The organism is Klebsiella aerogenes KCTC 2190, assembly GCF_000215745.1.
In the GTDB taxonomy this organism is placed as follows: domain Bacteria; phylum Pseudomonadota; class Gammaproteobacteria; order Enterobacterales; family Enterobacteriaceae; genus Klebsiella; species Klebsiella aerogenes.
Map to the genome: position 1 here is coordinate 4470310 of NC_015663.1, position 17149 is coordinate 4487458.

Consider the following 17149-nt stretch of genomic DNA (forward strand, 5'->3'; position numbering starts at 1 on the left):
AAGATAGCTGTCAACAATTATTGACAGTATGACGGAAAAATGGGCTTTATGCCGTAAAGTTATGCGGGCATTTCTTTTGCGTTATGGCTCGCATGGCACAGAGGGCGCTGGGCGCCAGGGGTTTTCCCGGAGGCGGCGCGTTGCGCCTTCTCCGGGCTACCAAATCGCAAAGCGCTGTAGCCCCGGTAAGCGGCAGCGCCACCGGGGGATCCAGCGTGGTGAAGACATTAAAGGCAGGTCGCACGAACCGTAGGCCGGGTAAGGCGCAGCCGCCACCCGGCATTTACGCTTGCCGACGTTAATTCTCCGCGCCGGTTTTGCTTTTCTGCAGCGTCTCTTTTAACTGGCCGATCAGTTCGCGGCGGAAATCGCCGAGCCGCGGTTTATCATCCGCGATCCACGGTAGCGGACGACACAGCTCCATCGCCTTAATCCCCAGGCGGGCGGTCAACAATCCGGCGCCAATACCCTGGGCGGCGCGCGCCGACAAGCGGGCCGCCAGATCCTGCGACATCCAGTCCATTCCGACTTCGCGCACCAGTTCGCTGGCGCCGGCAAAGGCGATATTCAGCAAAACCAGGCGGAATAAACGCAGGCGGCTATAATAGCCAAGTTCAATACCGTAGAGGGTGGCGATACGGTTAATCAATCGCAGGTTACGCCAGGCGATAAACGCCATATCCACCAGCGCCAGCGGGCTGACGGCGATCATCAGCGTCGATTCCGCCGCCGAGCGGCTGATTTCCCGCCGCGCCTGCGCATCCAGCACCGGCTGCACCAGTTGCGCGTACAGGCTCACCACTTCGCGATCGTTTTGCGTTTCATGGATCGCCGCATACCAGCGCTGCAGCGCCGGATGCGATTGATCCAGCCCGGCCTGCTGCGCCAGTTTCTCACAGAACGCGCGCCCTTTGCCCACCGCGTGGCTATGCATCAGATCCCGCGCTTCATCGCGTTCGTGCGCGCGCTGGCGCAGACGCCACAGGCGACGCCATTCGGTCGCTACCGACCCCACGCCCGCGCCGACAATCAGCGCCCCGGCCGCGCAGCCGCCAAGCGCAATCCAGTCCTGAGTCTGCCAGGCCGTCACCGTCCACTGCACGCCCTGCGCCACCACGCTAATACCAAAAATTGCCAGCCCGGCACTAACCATCCGCCGCCACAGGCTGCGTTTCGGGCGCAGTACCGATTCCACCACCGCTTCGGCGGCCCCCTCCTCTTCAGCAACCATTTCAGGCAGCATCGGAGAGAAGGTTTGCGCATCCGCCGCGTCAAAGGCGCGGGCCGATTTTAAGGTCTGGCTCTTTTCCGTTTCCAGTGGGCCATCGAAATCGATCCGCGGTTTTATCGGCTCGCTCATCGCAATTTATCTCCAATCAAAAATTCCAGCGCCGCGTCAAGGCGTATATGCGGCAGCGGTTTATCGACATCCATCGCTCTCGGGCGGAAGTTCTCAAACTGGAAGCCCTGCTGTTCCCAGAAGGCCTGGCCCGGCAGTCGCGCCGGCACCTCCCCCGGGAAAATGGTAAGCGGTTGCCCATCGCTCAGACGATCGCCGCGCAGCGCTGGGATCTTCTCACCATTAACCTCGATAAGCCCGCCCTGGGTAGCCTGAATGGACGCCAGCCCCAGACAATCCATGCTGATGCCTTCAAAGGCGGCATTCTGCCAGGCGTCCTGAATCAGTTGCTGAAGTAGCGACACCATGTTGCCGTGCTGATCGACGGTCACGTGATCGGCTTTAGTGGCGGCAAACAGTAGCTTGTCAATAACCGGTGAAAACAGGCGTCGGAACAGCGTTCGCTGGCCGTAATGGAAGCTTTGCATCAACTGGGTCAGCGCCAGACGCATATCATTAAACGCCTGCGGCCCGCTGTTTAACGGCTGCAGACAGTCCACCAACACAATCTGGCGGTCAAAACGCAGGAAGTGGTCTTTATAAAAGCCTTTCACCACTTTCTCGCAGTAGTATTTGAAACGTTCGCGCAGCATTCCGGCATTGGTGTGTTTATCCGCCTGCGCCAGCCTGGCTTCGCCAATCGCATCGACATCCGGCCAGGGGAAGAACTGCAGCGCCGGGGCTCCCGCCATGTCGCCGGGAAGCACAAACCGCCCCGGCTGAATAAAGTGCAACCCCTCGCGCTTGCAGGCGTGCAGATAATCGGTCCAGGCGGCGGCGATCTCCGCCAGCCGGGTTTCGTCGGCGGGCGCCAGCGGATCGAGCCCATCACACAGCTGCCGCCAGCGGGCAGACCACTCCCCGCGCTGCCCCTGCAACAGCCCTGTCATTTGCCGCGACCAGCTTAAATAATCCTGCGCCAGCATCGGCAGGTCGAGCAACCATTCTCCCGGATAATCCACGATTTCCAGATACAGGGTTGAAGTGTCTTTGAAATGACGCAGCAGGGAGTCGTTGGAGCGATAACGCAGCGCAAGGCGAATTTCGCTCACCCCACGGGTCGGCGTCGGCCAGGCCGGGGGCTGGCCATAAAGCTGCGCCAGGCCTTCATCATAGGTAAAACGCGGAATGCCGAAATCACGCTGCGGAACCCGTTTAACGCCCAACAGGCGTTCTTCGCGCGCCGCGCTCAGCAGCGGCAGTCGCGCCCCGGCGTGGATATTCAGCAGTTGATTAACCATCGCGGTGATAAAAGCCGTTTTGCCGCTGCGGCTGAGTCCGGTCACGGCAAGACGTAAATGCCGGTCAACCCCGCGGTTGACCAGCGCATTGAATTCAGTTTTGAGTCGCTTCATCGCCAGTCCGTTATGCCCAGAAGGAATGTCGTTTAATGATAAGCTATTTAGATGGGGATAATCAGGGCCAATATAAAGCGCGCCGGTATTCCTCCCCCTGAGGAATTATTTCATGCCGCGGGCAAAACGATTGGCCAGCCGACTGAGCAGCGGCTCAAGCGCTACCGCCAGCAACATTTTCAGCGGCCGACGCGCCACCGATTTCACCGCCCAACCGGCAACGCCCGCCGGGCCGTATCGCAGCGCGGTCAGTAGCACCAGCTTACCGGCGATCTTAAGACCCGGTTTCACTTTTTGCCCTGCCTGTTGCCATTTCATATTCATGCGTTGCCTCGTTGGTTACATGGAAAAATTTTACAGCTGACGAAAACGGCTGCGCAGCGTGAAGGTATCGGAGGTGATATAACGCTCCATATCACGCAGGCGCTGTTCGCCGGAAGCCAGTTCGGCATCCACGGCGGCCAGTAAATCGCCATTGCTCGGCCCTTTTTCGCCGTACAGTTCGCTATCCGGTATCGGATCCAGCGCGAAAGTCAGAATGATGTAGGCCACCAGCACGAAAAAGAAGAGGCCAAAAATCATCGCCAGTACGGTTATCAGACGCACCAGCTTCACCGGCACATCCAGGTGCTGCGCGATACCGGCGCAGACCCCCTTCACCATTCCGCGCTGCGGGATACGCCACAGTTTTTTATTAAAGTCCAATCCGGCCATTATTTGTCTCTCCAGTTCGGATGTTCCGCGTCAAGGATCGCTTCCAGCGCCTGAATGCGTTCGCGCATCCGTTTCGCGTCATCGGTCAGCTGCAGCAGGCGCTGCTGTTCGTTCTGGGTTAACGCCCCGTCCGCCGAGCGATTGTTGTAGTGCAGCCATAACCAGACCGGCAACACGAACAGCACAAACAGCGTGAGCGGGATGGCAAGAAAAAGCATGCTCATGTGTACTCCTTACAGGTGGTGAGCCGCGGCGCAACACCGCGCCGCGTAATATGCATTACTGGTTATTCTGATTCATTTTGGCTTTCAGCGCCGCCAGTTGCTCGCTGATTTCATCATCCGCTTTCAATTCGGCAAACTGCTGATCCAGCGATTGTTGTTTGCCAAAACGATGGCTCTCCGCCTCGGCTTCCATTTGGTCAATACGGCGTTCGAAAGACTCAAAACGCGCCATCGCTTCATCCATTTTACCGCTATCCAGCTGGCGGCGAACATCACGCGAAGAGCTGGCCGCCTGATGACGCAGCATCAGCGCCTGCTGACGAGCGCGGGTTTCGCTGAGCTTATTCTCCAGCTCGCCAATCTCTTTTTTCATCCGCGCCAGGGTTTCATCCACCAGTTGCGCTTCGTGTTCCAGACTGCCGATAAGGTCAGTCAGCTTCTGTTTTTCGATCAGCGCCGCACGCGCCAGATCTTCTTTCTCTTTACGCAGGGCCAGCTCGGCCTTTTCTTGCCATTCCACCTGCTGCGCCTGCGCCTGTTCGATACGGCGGGTCAGCTGTTTCTTTTCCGCCAGCGCGCGGGCGGAGGTAGAACGCACTTCAACCAATGTATCTTCCATCTCCTGAATCATCAGACGGACCAGCTTCTGCGGATCCTCCGCTTTCTCCAGCAGGGAGTTGATGTTGGCGTTCACGATGTCGGCAAAGCGAGAAAAAATACCCATAATTTCAATCCTCATAGTTCTGATAGCAGGCAGCGGCCTGTGCAGTAGTTAATACAAATGGCGTGCCAACTTTTTATCTTATTGATTTTAAACAAGGTGGTTGAGATATGGCCGCCTGCTTGCTACAGTGAGTTGGCGAATCACACTACTTAATGGCGAAATTCATCATGGCGGAATACAAGGATAACCTGCTGGGCGAGGCTAACAGCTTTCTGGAGGTGCTCGAACAGGTCTCGCAGCTGGCGCCGCTGGATAAACCGGTGCTGGTGATCGGCGAGCGCGGGACCGGCAAAGAGCTCATTGCCAACCGACTGCACTTTCTCTCTTCGCGCTGGCAGGGACCGTTTATTTCGCTGAATTGCGCGGCGCTGAATGAAAACCTTCTCGATTCCGAATTGTTTGGTCATGAAGCCGGCGCCTTTACCGGCGCCAGCAAACGGCATCCGGGGCGCTTTGAACGTGCCGACGGCGGCACGCTGTTTCTCGATGAGCTGGCCACCGCTCCGATGCTGGTGCAGGAAAAATTGCTGCGGGTAATTGAATACGGCGAGCTCGAACGCGTTGGCGGCAGCCAGCCGCTGCAGGTTAACGTACGGCTGGTGTGCGCCACCAACGCCGATCTGCCCAAAATGGTCGAGGAAGGTCATTTCCGCGCCGACCTGCTCGACCGGCTGGCGTTTGATGTCGTGCAACTACCGCCATTGCGTGAGCGCCAGAGCGACATCATGCTGCTTGCCAACCAGTTTGCCATTCAGATGTGCCGCGAGCTGGGGCTTCCTCTGTTTCCCGGCTTTAGCGAGCGAGCCGTCGACACGCTGCTCGCATACCGCTGGCCGGGCAATATTCGTGAGCTGAAAAACGTGGTTGAACGTTCGGTTTACCGCCACGGCAGCAGTGATAGCGAGCTGGATAATATCATTATCAACCCATTTAATAGCGCGACGCCTGCGCCTGCACCGGTCGTTGAACATGCGCTTCCCGCGTTGCCACTGGACCTGCGCGCCTTTCAGCTGGAGCAAGAAAAAAGCCTGCTGCAGTTGAGCCTGCAGCAGGCGAAGTACAATCAAAAGCAGGCGGCGGAGCTGCTGGGGCTAACCTACCACCAGCTACGCGCCTTGTTGAAGAAGCATCAGCTATGAGCGGCGCGCGGCAGCATCATCGCGCTCACCACCATTGAGCCTAAACACAGCGCGGCGTTAAACCACAACGCGTATTGCGCGGCGCTGGCCATTCCCAACGGCAGGAACAGCGCGAAAAGTGACGCCGTCACGGCAATACCCATCGCGCCGCCAAGCGAGCTACCCATCTTATAAACCCCTGATGCGACTCCGATTTTGTTCTCCGGCGCATTGGCGACGGCGGTATCGGTCGAAGGCGTGGCGTAACAGCCGAGCCCGAGGCCAAACAGAATATTGCTGAAGAAGACGGTCCCGATATACAGTGACTTATCGAGGAAGGTACAGGAGATCAGCAAAATGCCGATGGCGGTAAAGACCGGCCCGGTCATCATCGGCAACCGCGCGCCGTAGCGCTGGAGCAACTTTTCCCCAACGCGAATCATCGCCAGTACCGTCACCAGATACCCCAGCGTCATCATGCCGGTTTCCAGCGGGGTAAGATGATGCCCCTGCTGCAGCCAGATGCTGGTGATCATCATGGTGCCGATAGCGCCATTAAGCATGAAGTTCGACAGCACCGCCGCGCCGTAGGCCCGGTTGCGAAATAAAGCGAAGTCGATTAGTGCCGCTTCACCTTTACGCAAACCGCTACGGATAAACAAACCACCCGTAATTACCGCGCCGCCCAGCATCGACAGCGATAAGCCACTGCTCCAGCCCCATTGATGGCCCTTGCTGATAAACAGATTAAGCAGCACCAGCGACGCGATCAGGCTTAATAATCCGCCCACATCAAGCTTATGCCGATCGGCGCTGGCGCTTCGACTCTCCGGCGTGCCACGCAGCAGCAGCAACGCCAGCAGCGCCACCGCAATCGAGAACACGAAGATCCACCGCCAGCCAAGACCGGTGGCAATCGCGCCGCCGACAAACGAGCAAAGCCCGCTGCCGCCCCAGGAACCAATGACCCAGAAACTCACCGCCCGCTGCCGCGCCCTACCTTCATACCAGGTTTTAATCAGCGCCAGCGTCGCCGGCATAATGCAGGCCGCAGAGAGCCCTTGCAGGATGCGACCGGTGATAAACAGACCCGGCCCCTGCGACGCCGCCAGAAACGCGCTGCCGATAATACTTAACGCCAGGCCGAGATAGGTCATCCGCACCCTGCCGAATTTATCCGCCAGCCCGCCGCTGGCCACCACGAAGCAGCCGCTAAATAAGGCGCTGAGACTCACCGCCAGGGTTAGCGTCTCCAGTGAAATATCGAGGCTGCTTTTCATCGCCGGAACAACATTGATAACCGATTGCGCAAACAGCCAGAACGTCAGCACGCTGAGCACAATACCCGCCAGCAGGCGATCGCTACCGACGAAACGAGATTCGCTTAACGATACAGAACTCATAATCGGGTCCCCCCGTCGCGATAGGTTAACGCAGATAGCGTTCCGTCAGGCCGCACCACAGCGCTGCGCCGGTAAGCAGGATTTGATCGTTAAAATCGTATCCCGGGTTATGCACCATGCAGCGGTCAGCTTCATCACCCGCGCCGATAGTGAAGTAGCAGCCGTTGGGATTGCTCTCCAGCATGAAGGCGAAATCTTCGCTACCCATGAATGGATTCACGGTACCAACCTGTTCTTTGCCAAACAGCGAGGTCGCCACTTCACGGACCAGCTCATTAGCCGCCGGATCGTTACGTAAAACCGGGCTGCCGTTGACGTGGGTTAAGGTAGCGCTGGCGTTAAAACTTTCTGCCTGAGCGACCGCAATATCGTGAATGCGCTGCAGCACCGTCTCGCGCACCTGCTGGTTAAGGGTACGGACCGTTAGCTTCATCAACACTTTATCGTTGATGATGTTCGGCGCGTGACCAGCCTGAATGCTGCCGACGGTGACTACCGCAGGTTCAAATGGCGTGATGTTGCGTGAAACGATCGATTGCAGCGCGAGGGTAATGTGGCAGGCAACCAGCGTCGCATCCACGGTATGTTCCGGTACCGCGCCATGGCCGCCAACGCCCTTCACTTCGATATGCAGCGTATCGGAAGAAGCCATCATCGCGCCGTCGCGCAGGCCGATTTTGCCCAGTTTCTGGCCCGGCATGTTATGCAGGCCAAAGATGGCGTCGCAGGGGAATTTTGTGAACAAGCCATCTTCGACCATCACCCGTCCGCCGTACAGCAGCTCTTCTGCCGGTTGGAAAATTAACTGCAGCGTACCGTTAAACTGACGCGTGCGCGCCAGATATTCCGCCGCATACAGCAGCGTGGTGGTGTGACCGTCATGGCCGCAGCCGTGAAAACGCCCGTCGACCTGGCTTGCCCATGCTTTACCGCTCATTTCCTGCATCGGCAGCGCATCCATATCCGCGCGTAGACCCAGACGTTTTTCGCCGCTGCCGACTTTCAGCGTCCCGACCACGCCGGTACCGGCGAGGCCGCGATGCACTTCATATCCCCACTCAGCAAGCAGCCTGGCGACTTCATCGCTGGTTTTATGTTCTTCAAAGCCAATCTCGGGCTGTTGGTGGAAGCGGCGACGTAACGCCACAAACTGCGCTTCATTAACTTGCAAAGATTCAATCAATGGATGTGTCATTTTTATTATTCCTGTGTTGTGTTTGCACGACACTTTCGAGTTTATGCGCCCCACCCGGCTTTAAAATGCGCTTTTTTGTTTTATATTGACGAATTATCAATGACTGTTTTCTATACAATTCTGTTATGACAAAAAACACCCTGTTATTTTTTGTCTTTTAAGGAGCGGCGCATGGAACACCATCTCGGCGATTTCAGCCTCACGGTGCGCGATATTCGCCACCTCAGCCCGCCGGAAAGCGACGGATTAACGCTGCTGTGGCTGCTGGAAGGCAGCGCGCGGTTGCAACTCGGCGAAGCGCCGCAACCGATGCGGGTTGATGAACTGGCGATCGTTAACCGCCGCCAGCGCTGGCAGATTACCGGCGAAGAGGCCAATGCGGCCATGATCCTCAACCTTGCCGCTGGTTGGCTCACCCGCCTTGATAGCGATTTTTTTGCCTGTGATTATCGGGTTAACGGCGAAAACATGGATGCGGCAGATAACCTGCGCCAGCTGATGCGCCAGTTGCTGGTAGCCGGGCTGGTTAATCATCAGTCGCGTTACCGCTTAGAGGCCAACCGCTGGCTCAGCGAAATCGCCCTGCTGCTGGCGACCCGCTTTACGCAGCCCATCGTACCCAGCCTGCGCCGCGGCGCCGAAAACTGGAGCCGACGAATTATCAACGTAGTAGCGCGCATTGAAGCCAACTATCAGCGGCGGATCTCGCTGCAGGAAGTGGCCGCCGCTGAGTTTGTCTCGGAGGCCTGGCTTTCCCGCCTGTTTCATAAAGAGGTCGGCGTCAGCTTCGTGCAGTACATTACCGCCCTGCGTCTCGGCAAGGCCGCCGAGCAACTGCTGGCCACCCGGCGTTCGGTGCAGCAGGTGGCGCAGGACAACGGTTTCGCCAGTGCCCGCATCATGAGCGATCTGTTTAAGCGCCAGCATGGCGTCACACCGCGGCAATTTCGCCAACAGCAGCCGCAGCCCGCCGCTCGTCCGCGAGTCAACGCCAGTGAGGTCTGGTATCCGGTCGCGGTTGAGCGGCTTTACGCCCGCCTTAACGAGGCGGAAAAAAACAGCGATAATACGCCGCCGCTGCTGCTCAACCCGCGTCAGACCAGGCTGGTGGATATCCGCCAGTTGCCAGCGCGCGCGCCGTTATTGCGCCATACCCGTACGATCGTCACCGTTCGCGAACTTGATGATTTACTCCGCGAAGATGTCCGCCGCGAGCTGGAGCAACTGCAGCAGACGCTACCCGTCTACGGCATCGATATTCACGATCCGTTTCTCAGTAGCCGCCTGTTTGGCGAAGGCTGGGACGACCCGACGCTCGCGGGCTATGCCTGTTGGTACAATCTTCAGCAGCTGTTTAGCTGGCTGGCGCAGAAAGGCTGGACGGTGCTACTCCACACCGGTTTAACCACCCGCTGCGATTTACTACAGCGTTTTCTGCAACTTGCCGCCAATCACTTTTCACCCACGACGCTTGCGAGCTGGCGTTTTGTCTGGCACTGGTCGCCGCAGGCCAGTGAAGCGGCGCGACAGCAGGCCTGGCGACAACAGCGCGAAGTGCTCGCGTCCACCTTGCAACAACCGCAAATGGGGATCTGGCATCGTTTCCCGCAAAGCGATATTGCCGACGATCCGCTACTGCATTCCCCGCTGCTCAGCGAAGCCGATTTTCTCGCCTGCCAGGCGGATGCTAATGAACTGCTTGACCTGGCGCAGGCCGATAGCAGCAAGCTAGCCGCCAGTGAAAGCTATCCGCGACAGAAATTACGCCAAATACATAATGCCCTACGGCAACGGCAGCTCTCGTTGCCGCTGTGGCTGCTATCGTGGAATACGTTGACCGGCGATACCCGCGATACCAACGGACGTTTTTTCCGCGGCGCGCTATTGATGGATAACCTGCTGGGCATTGCCGAACAGGTGTGGCTGGCAGGCTTCTGGCTTAATTCCGGGCTGCAGGGGGAGGCGCGGGACAACGGTAAACTTGACACCTCCAGCCTGGCGCTGCATTACCTGCATGGTCTGCCGCGCCCGGTTTACTGGGTATTATGGCTGTGGCGGCGTCTGCGCGGCGAAGTCTTAATCAATGACAAAAACCTGTTGTTATTGCGCCATAACGGACACTACCAGTTGCTGCTGCGCAATACGGTGATTTTCAACCCCTGGCTATCGAGCGAAGAGGCCTTTACTCAGCGGTTTCGCCAGCCCTATACCCTGCGGCTTGAAGGGCTGGAGGGACGCTGGCGCATCAAACAGCATCTGTTCGATCAACATCACGGCGCGCTATTTCCGCTGTTTGAGGCATTCCGCAGCCGCAGCGGCCCGGACGAAGAAGATTATCGCTGGCTCCAGCACCACGCCCGCCCGGCGCTGAGCGTGCATGAGGAACTGATGGATGATGGCTGGCTTCGGGTGGATTCACTGCAGAGCAATGCGCTGGCATTATATGAATTCACACCGCTGGATGATTGAAGCGTGACAACGTCACTATCATTTCATGTATGAAAACGCGAGGAGTTAATAATATGTAACTGGTAAGATGTCTTAATGTGAATTATCATCGGCGGCAATTATATTCAATGGACTGAAAATTCACGTGATTCCGGTTAATTCTCATACGCTAACCCGCTATGCCGCCCATGCCAGTTTGATCCACACCATGAAAAATCATCATGCCCCAGCCCTCTCTTTAATGATGATTTTCTCGGATCTCTGCGTGCGCTCCACGCGCGATGCCTACAGCGAACAAGGATGGGAAATATCAGAACGTAAAAGCGGACTGGTGCTGCGTACCTTTGTCGCTATCCATCGCGACGGCGGAGAACTGGAGATCAAGCCAAAGGATTATATCGCCCGCTATAATCAACTCCTTCCGCTCTGATCCCGCAATTCACACCCCCCCTCTACAGAACGCATACAGATGGCTAACTGGAGAAATCGGCAATAAAAAGATACCATGTTTCTTAATACTGGTTTATTTCCGACACTATTTTGACCAACTGGCTGGACAACATGCGCTGCCGGTGACCGCATTATCCCCCTCGATGTCGTAAAGGTGGTGGTAAATGTCATTTAATATTAATAAGATAGAGCTCTGCTCTATGATCAAAAAGAAAATATGCGCCTGAAATTGTCCTCTCTTTTAGCGGCAGCCTCGATGCTGTGCGGGCAGGCTTTTGCCGCACCGGCCCCGGCGCTGCCGGCTAATGCCGATATCCGCGATAGCGGGTTTGTCTATTGCGTCAGCGGGCAGGTAAATACCTTTAACCCGCAAAAAGTCAGCAGCGGCCTGATTGTCGACACCCTCGCCGCCCAGATCTACGATCGCCTGCTCGACGTTGACCCTTATACCTATCGTCTGGTGCCTGAACTGGCGGAAAGCTGGGAAGTGCTCGATAACGGCGCCACCTACCGCTTCCACCTGCGCGATAAGGTCCAGTTCCAGACTACCGACTGGTTTAAACCGACCCGCGCTTTTAACGCTGATGATGTCATCTTCACCTTCGGGCGCATCTTTAACCGCGACGACCCGTGGCACAGCGTCAACGGCAGTAGCTTCCCCTATTTCGATAGCCTGCAGTTCGCCGACACCGTAGAAAGCGTTCGTAAGCTGGATAACCATACCGTCGAGTTTCGCTTGAAACGCCCGGATGCCTCATTCCTGTGGCACCTGGCAACACACTATGCTTCAGTCATGTCGGCGGAGTATGCCGCGCAGCTGACCAAAAGCGACCGCGAAGAACAACTCGACCGCCAGCCCGTCGGTACCGGCCCGTTTAAATTGGAAGAGTATCGCACCGGGCAGTATATCCGCCTGCAGCGCCACGCGGCCTACTGGCGCGGCAAACCCTTGATGCCGCAGGTGGTGGTGGATCTCGGTTCCGGCGGCACCGGCCGTCTGTCAAAACTGCTGACCGGCGAATGCGACGTGCTGGCCTGGCCCGCCGCCAGCCAGCTCACCATCCTGCGCGACGATCCGCGCCTGCGTCTGACGCTGCGCCCGGGTATGAATATCGCCTGGCTGGCTTTTAACACTGCTAAACCGCCGCTGGATAATCCGGAAGTTCGCCACGCGCTGGCGCTGGCGATCAACAACCAGCGTCTGATGCAATCGATCTACTACGGCACCGCGGAAACCGCGGCCTCAATGCTACCACGCGCCTCGTGGGCTTATGATAACGACGCTAAAATTACCGAATACAACCCCGCGGAGGCGCGCCGTCGCCTGCAGGCGCTGGGTCTCAGTAATCTCACGCTAAAATTGTGGGTGCCGACCAGTTCCCAGGCGTGGAACCCCAGCCCATTGAAAACCGCCGAGCTGATACAGGCGGATATGGCGCAGGTGGGTGTCAAAGTGATTATTATTCCGGTTGAAGGCCGCTTCCAGGAGGCGCGATTGATGGATATGAGCCACGATTTAACGCTTTCCGGCTGGGCGACCGACAGTAATGACCCGGATAGCTTCTTCCGCCCGCTGTTAAGCTGCGCGGCGATTGGTTCGCAGACCAACCTCGCCCACTGGTGCAACCGCGAGTTTGACGAGGTATTACAAAAAGCGCTGATTTCACAACAGCTGGCGTCGCGTATCGAAGCCTACAAAGAGGCGCAGCATATTCTCGCCCGTGAATTACCGGTGCTGCCTCTGGCCTCTTCGCTGCGTCTGCAGGCTTATCGCTATGATATGAAAGGACTGGTGCTGAGTCCGTTTGGCAACGCCTCCTTCGCAGGCGTGTCGCGCGAAAAAGAAGAGGTGAAAAAACCATGATTATTTTTACTCTGCGCCGCCTGCTGTTGTTGCTTGTGACGCTGTTTTTTCTCACCTTTATCGGCTTTAGCCTCAGCTACTTTACGCCGCACGCGCCGCTGCAGGGCGCATCGCTATGGAATGCCTGGCTGTTCTGGTTCAAAGGGGTTCTGCACTGGGACTTTGGCGTCTCCAGCATCAACGGCCAGTTGATTTCCGAACAGCTGAAGGTGGTCTTCCCTGCCACGATGGAACTGTGCATTCTGGCGTTTGGTTTTGCGCTGCTGGTCGGCATTCCCGTGGGGATGATTGCCGGAATTATGCGTAATAAATGGCCGGACACGCTCATTAGCGCCCTGGCGCTGGTGGGGTTCTCCATTCCGGTGTTCTGGCTGGCGTTGCTGTTTACCCTGTTCTTCTCGTTAACGCTGGGTTGGTTGCCGGTCTCCGGCCGCTTTGATCTGTTGTACGAAGTGAAAACGGTGACAGGCTTCGCGCTCATCGACGCCTGGCTCTCTGATTCGCCGTGGCGCCATGAGATGATCGTCAGCGCCGCGCGGCATATGGTGCTGCCGGTGTTGACGCTGGCCGTCGCGCCGACCACCGAAGTGATTCGCCTGATGCGTATCAGCACCAGTGAAGTCTACGATACTAACTATGTTAAAGCGGCGGCGACCCGCGGCGTTACCCGCAGGACGATTCTGCATCGTCACGTGTTGCACAATGCCCTGCCGCCGGTGATCCCGCGCCTGGGTCTGCAGTTCTCCACCATGCTAACGCTGGCAATGATTACCGAAATGGTCTTCAGCTGGCCGGGACTGGGGCGCTGGCTGATCAACGCCATCCGCCAGCAGGATTACGCAGCGATTTCCGCCGGAGTGATGGTGATCGGCGCGCTGGTCATTATCGTCAACGTGATCTCGGATATTTTAGGAGCCATGGCTAACCCACTGAAACATAAGGAATGGTATGCCCTACGATAGCACCTACAAAGCAAAAAACTTTATCAATTAAAAACAATGAGTTAAATTTTAAAATTGTTCGATATTCCTGACTTTAATACACAATTTTGTACACATTGTTTTTAACGTTAGCTCCGACAGTCATCAGTTTGATTGCTGTCGGAGTTCCCTTCCTACTCCTCCACACATTCTATACTTTCAGTCTGCAAACTGGAGGTAACCATGTGCGGACGCTTTGCTCAATCACAAACCCGTGAAGAGTACCTGGCTTATTTGGCTGAAGAGGCTGAGCGGGATATCGCTTATGACCCCGAACCAATCGGCCGGTACAACGTGTCGCCAGGGACAAAGGTTTTGCTCCTGAGCGAACGCGACGAACAACTGCATATCGATCCTGTCTTCTGGGGTTATGCGCCCGGGTGGTGGGATAAGGCTCCACTGATTAACGCGCGTGTTGAAACTGTGGCCACCAGCAGGATGTTTAAGGCGCTATGGCAACATGGCCGGGCGATCTGCTTTGCTGATGGGGGCTTCGAACGGAAGAAAGAAGGTGACAAGAAGCAACCCACTCTACTTTATCCATCGTGCCGATGGCCAGCCGATATTCATGGCAGCAATCGGAAGCACACCATTTGAACGTGGAGACGAAGCAGAAGGCTTTCTGATTGTCACCGCAGCAGCAGATAAAGGTCTGGTAGATATTCACGACCGCCGGCCGCTGGTACTTTCACCAGAAGCGGCCAGGGAATGGATGAGACAGGATATAGGAGGGAAAGAGGCTGAGGAGATATCCGTCGACGGCGCCGTGCCAGCCGACAAGTTTATCTGGCACGCAGTGACGCGCGCCGTAGGAAATGTGAAGAATCAGGGCGCCGAACTAATCGAGGCAGCACAATAACAGATAGAAGAGATCGAGCACGTCCGCTACGAGCGAGGAGCGGACCTTTAAAAATAATATTTGATGGATTGAATGTTGGGAACTAAATGATTAGCATTTGCTCTTTCGGACAAAGAAAATGACGGTTAACGATTCCCTCCTCGCATTCTCTCTCGCTGCACTGATACTTACCCTAACTCCCGGCCTCGATACCGCACTTATTCTGCGCACCGCTTGTGCCGAGGGCGGTAAAAAGGCATTTCACGCTGCGCTTGGCATTGATGCCGGCTGTTTTGTATGGGGTGCGCTGATCGCGTTAGGTCTTGGTGCTCTTCTGGCGGTTTCAGAGATGGCATACACTGTTCTCAAAGTTTGTGGCGCGGTCTACCTGAGCTGGCTAGGCTTACAACTGCTGATACGTCCCCGATCATCTTTCAGTGATGGTGATGACAACAGTTCTCAGGGGAACTGGTTTATCAGAGGGATGCTGGGGAATGTGCTCAATCCTAAAATGGGTATTTTCTATGTCTCTTTTTTGCCGCAGTTCATACCTGCCGGTCACTCTCCTTTGATATGGACTTTTATCCTGGTCAGCATCCACGTTGCGATTGGGACTATATGGTCACTCACACTCATTCTATCCACGCAATTTGCGTCAGCCGTATTGAAGAAAAGCCACGTTGTCCAAATGATGGATAGAGCAACAGGCGGCTTGTTTCTATGCTTCGCGGCTAAACTTGCATTTAGCACGAGATAAGCCTTGGACTGGCTGTTAACGTCCGCTCCTGGCACGAAGCGGACCGCCTAAAGCGTGGCAAGGTCCGCTCTGAGCGAAAAACGGACCTTCAAATCCGAACCGGTTCGATTGATTAACCTTGGCTGTCAGTCAAGCCATCGTTAACATGAATCCGATCGAAAATTCCTTATCGCATTTTTTACAAATACGCAGTGTCAAGAAAGACAGATTCTGGCTCATGACAAGTAGAGTGGTTCATTTGTATAAAGAGACTTCGCCTTCAGGACGCGTTTTGAACCTGCGATGCATCCACAGGTATTGCTCAGGAGCACGGAGAATTTCATGCTCGATGATCTTATTCATATAAGCCGCTGCGGCGACCTTGTCTTCCCCTGGATAGCCTGACAACGGATTGCTGATATACATGTGATAACCTTTTTTATCGCTACGTCGAATCATGCTAAGTGTGATTAAGTGTGCACCAGCGAGCTTTGACAGAGCATACGTTCCGTTCGTCGTTGCTGCTTTTTTTACCGAGAAAAAAGGTGCAAAAACGCTTCCTTTAGACCCATAATCCTGGTCTGGTGCAAACCAAACGGCTTCACCAGCTTTTAGCGCATGAACAAAACCAGATAAATTACGGCGATTAATCATAGCTTTATTTGAACGCATACGCCCTTTTGTCTGTACCCATTCCATTAATGGATCATTGTGTGGGCGATACGTTGCCATCATAGGATGACATAACCCCATTACCCTTCCACACAACTCAAGGGACATAAAATGAATCCCGACAACCATTACTCCTCTTGTCGCGCCGGTCAGGTTTTCAAGCCCTTCGACATCAAACCATTTTTTGACTCTCGCATCGCTCCAGAACCAGGCCATTCCTGTTTCCATCAGTCCCAGCCCAAGAGAAACAAAGTTTTTATTAACCATCTGGCTCCGGGCAAACGGTGTCATCTCGGGGAAGCACAGTTCGATATTTCTAATCGCAATTCCTTCCCGACGTTTCAGAAAGGGTCTGGATATTTTTCCAAGGCCAGAACCCAGAATATGTAAAACCGGGTAAGGAAGCTGAACGAGAAGCCACAGCAGACCCAAACCAGACCAGGTAAGCCAGTGGCGAGGATGAAGTAAATTATGAGTAAACGTCTGTGCCATAAATTTCCTTAATGCTAATGAAGGTTATAACGCAAAAGGAAAACAATGAGGCAATTCGTCTTTAGCGATACATTTTGTTTTAGACAATTTAAACCCATCTAAATTCAGAGAAAATTATTTTGAAATGCCTGGTAAAGGATTTAAAGAGCCAGAATGAATTGTAAGCCAGCAAATTTATTCTGTTATAAATCCATGGTTTTATCATTGATACTCAAGAAATTGTCTTCTTGATTCATCATCATCAAGGTACTCAAAAGAAAGAAGCCGAATTTTGGTAAGTTTATAAAACCACTCGCAATCGTTTCGTTGAATATTTTCGCCTGGTTTGAAACATATCCCTGAAGCCACCCGGATAATCGCATATTTACCATTACTAAACCTGACCCGGTGAATACAGAAAGGTTGGCCAGCCTGTCCGTGACAGCTGTTCGACAGGATATGCCCTTCAATAAAAACAGATTTTTTAGATTTCATTATCATACCCTCGACAACTGCAGTACAGGAGAAATGTTGTCATTTCCCGACATCACGGTCGTT

The 17149-nt window shown here is 55.2% G+C and carries 16 protein-coding genes and 1 pseudogene; 7 read left to right on the forward strand and 10 right to left on the reverse strand.

Features of this window, described 5'->3' with window-relative positions; genetic code table 11:
* Nucleotides 1–298 precede the first annotated feature (298 nt).
* The 6 genes from EAE_RS21110 to pspA all read right to left on the reverse strand — a co-directional run bounded on the left by EAE_RS21110 (nucleotide 299) and on the right by pspA (nucleotide 4416).
* Nucleotides 299–1360 carry a YcjF family protein gene (locus EAE_RS21110; protein WP_015705661.1) on the reverse strand — a complete coding sequence of 354 codons (1062 nt, stop codon included), beginning with the start codon at nucleotides 1358–1360 and terminating at the stop codon, nucleotides 299–301.
* Entirely contained in the window at nucleotides 1357–2754 is a 1398-nt protein-coding gene (locus tag EAE_RS21115) for a YcjX family GTP-binding protein (protein WP_015705662.1), read from the reverse strand. The genes EAE_RS21110 and EAE_RS21115 overlap by 4 nt, the downstream gene beginning before the upstream one ends.
* Nucleotides 2755–2859: 105 nt before the next feature.
* A complete protein-coding gene (gene pspD, locus EAE_RS21120; protein WP_015366275.1) occupies nucleotides 2860–3078 on the reverse strand; it encodes a phage shock protein PspD in 219 nt (72 codons plus the stop codon).
* A gap of 30 nt (nucleotides 3079–3108) precedes the next feature.
* On the reverse strand, nucleotides 3109–3468 hold the full coding sequence (pspC, locus tag EAE_RS21125) for an envelope stress response membrane protein PspC (RefSeq protein ID WP_015366274.1): 360 nt from the start codon (nucleotides 3466–3468) through the stop codon (nucleotides 3109–3111).
* A complete protein-coding gene (pspB, locus tag EAE_RS21130; RefSeq protein ID WP_015366273.1) occupies nucleotides 3468–3692 on the reverse strand; it encodes an envelope stress response membrane protein PspB in 225 nt (74 codons plus the stop codon). Before pspB ends, pspC begins: the two co-directional genes overlap by 1 nt.
* Nucleotides 3693–3747: 55 nt before the next feature.
* Nucleotides 3748–4416 (reverse strand): phage shock protein PspA, encoded by a 669-nt coding sequence (gene pspA / locus EAE_RS21135; RefSeq protein ID WP_015366272.1) that lies wholly within the window; start codon nucleotides 4414–4416, stop codon nucleotides 3748–3750.
* A gap of 152 nt (nucleotides 4417–4568) precedes the next feature.
* Here pspA and pspF point away from each other — a divergent pair, with 152 nt between their 5' ends.
* Nucleotides 4569–5555, forward strand: coding sequence for a phage shock protein operon transcriptional activator (gene pspF, locus EAE_RS21140; RefSeq protein WP_162198567.1), 987 nt, complete (start codon nucleotides 4569–4571; stop codon nucleotides 5553–5555).
* Here pspF and EAE_RS21145 read toward each other — a convergent pair.
* A complete protein-coding gene (locus tag EAE_RS21145; RefSeq protein ID WP_015705664.1) occupies nucleotides 5546–6937 on the reverse strand; it encodes an MFS transporter in 1392 nt (463 codons plus the stop codon). The genes pspF and EAE_RS21145 overlap by 10 nt on opposite strands.
* Nucleotides 6938–6962: 25 nt before the next feature.
* Nucleotides 6963–8132, reverse strand: coding sequence for a M20 aminoacylase family protein (locus EAE_RS21150; RefSeq protein ID WP_015366269.1), 1170 nt, complete (start codon nucleotides 8130–8132; stop codon nucleotides 6963–6965).
* 171 nt (nucleotides 8133–8303) lie between these two features.
* On the opposite strand from EAE_RS21150, the gene EAE_RS21155 reads away from it, so the two are divergent.
* The 6 genes and pseudogenes from EAE_RS21155 to EAE_RS21180 all read left to right on the forward strand — a co-directional run bounded on the left by EAE_RS21155 (nucleotide 8304) and on the right by EAE_RS21180 (nucleotide 15469).
* Entirely contained in the window at nucleotides 8304–10601 is a 2298-nt protein-coding gene (locus EAE_RS21155; protein ID WP_015705665.1) for a helix-turn-helix domain-containing protein, read from the forward strand.
* Nucleotides 10602–10725: 124 nt separating this feature from the next.
* On the forward strand, nucleotides 10726–11010 hold the full coding sequence (locus EAE_RS21160; RefSeq protein ID WP_015705666.1) for a hypothetical protein: 285 nt from the start codon (nucleotides 10726–10728) through the stop codon (nucleotides 11008–11010).
* 237 nt (nucleotides 11011–11247) lie between these two features.
* Nucleotides 11248–12894 (forward strand): ABC transporter substrate-binding protein SapA, encoded by a 1647-nt coding sequence (gene sapA, locus EAE_RS21165; RefSeq protein ID WP_015705667.1) that lies wholly within the window; start codon nucleotides 11248–11250, stop codon nucleotides 12892–12894.
* Nucleotides 12891–13856 carry a putrescine export ABC transporter permease SapB gene (gene sapB, locus EAE_RS21170; RefSeq protein ID WP_015366265.1) on the forward strand — a complete coding sequence of 322 codons (966 nt, stop codon included), beginning with the start codon at nucleotides 12891–12893 and terminating at the stop codon, nucleotides 13854–13856. The genes sapA and sapB overlap by 4 nt, the downstream gene beginning before the upstream one ends.
* A 201-nt stretch (nucleotides 13857–14057) precedes the next feature.
* Nucleotides 14058–14733, forward strand: a pseudogene (locus tag EAE_RS21175) (SOS response-associated peptidase).
* Nucleotides 14734–14851: 118 nt separating this feature from the next.
* A complete protein-coding gene (locus tag EAE_RS21180; protein ID WP_015705670.1) occupies nucleotides 14852–15469 on the forward strand; it encodes a LysE family translocator in 618 nt (205 codons plus the stop codon).
* Nucleotides 15470–15703: 234 nt separating this feature from the next.
* Here EAE_RS21180 and lpxP read toward each other — a convergent pair whose 3' ends face one another.
* Nucleotides 15704–16612 (reverse strand): kdo(2)-lipid IV(A) palmitoleoyltransferase, encoded by a 909-nt coding sequence (gene lpxP / locus EAE_RS21185; RefSeq protein WP_015705671.1) that lies wholly within the window; start codon nucleotides 16610–16612, stop codon nucleotides 15704–15706.
* Nucleotides 16613–16813: 201 nt separating this feature from the next.
* Nucleotides 16814–17086, reverse strand: coding sequence for a hypothetical protein (locus tag EAE_RS25115; RefSeq protein ID WP_190972355.1), 273 nt, complete (start codon nucleotides 17084–17086; stop codon nucleotides 16814–16816).
* Nucleotides 17087–17149: the final 63 nt, after the last annotated feature.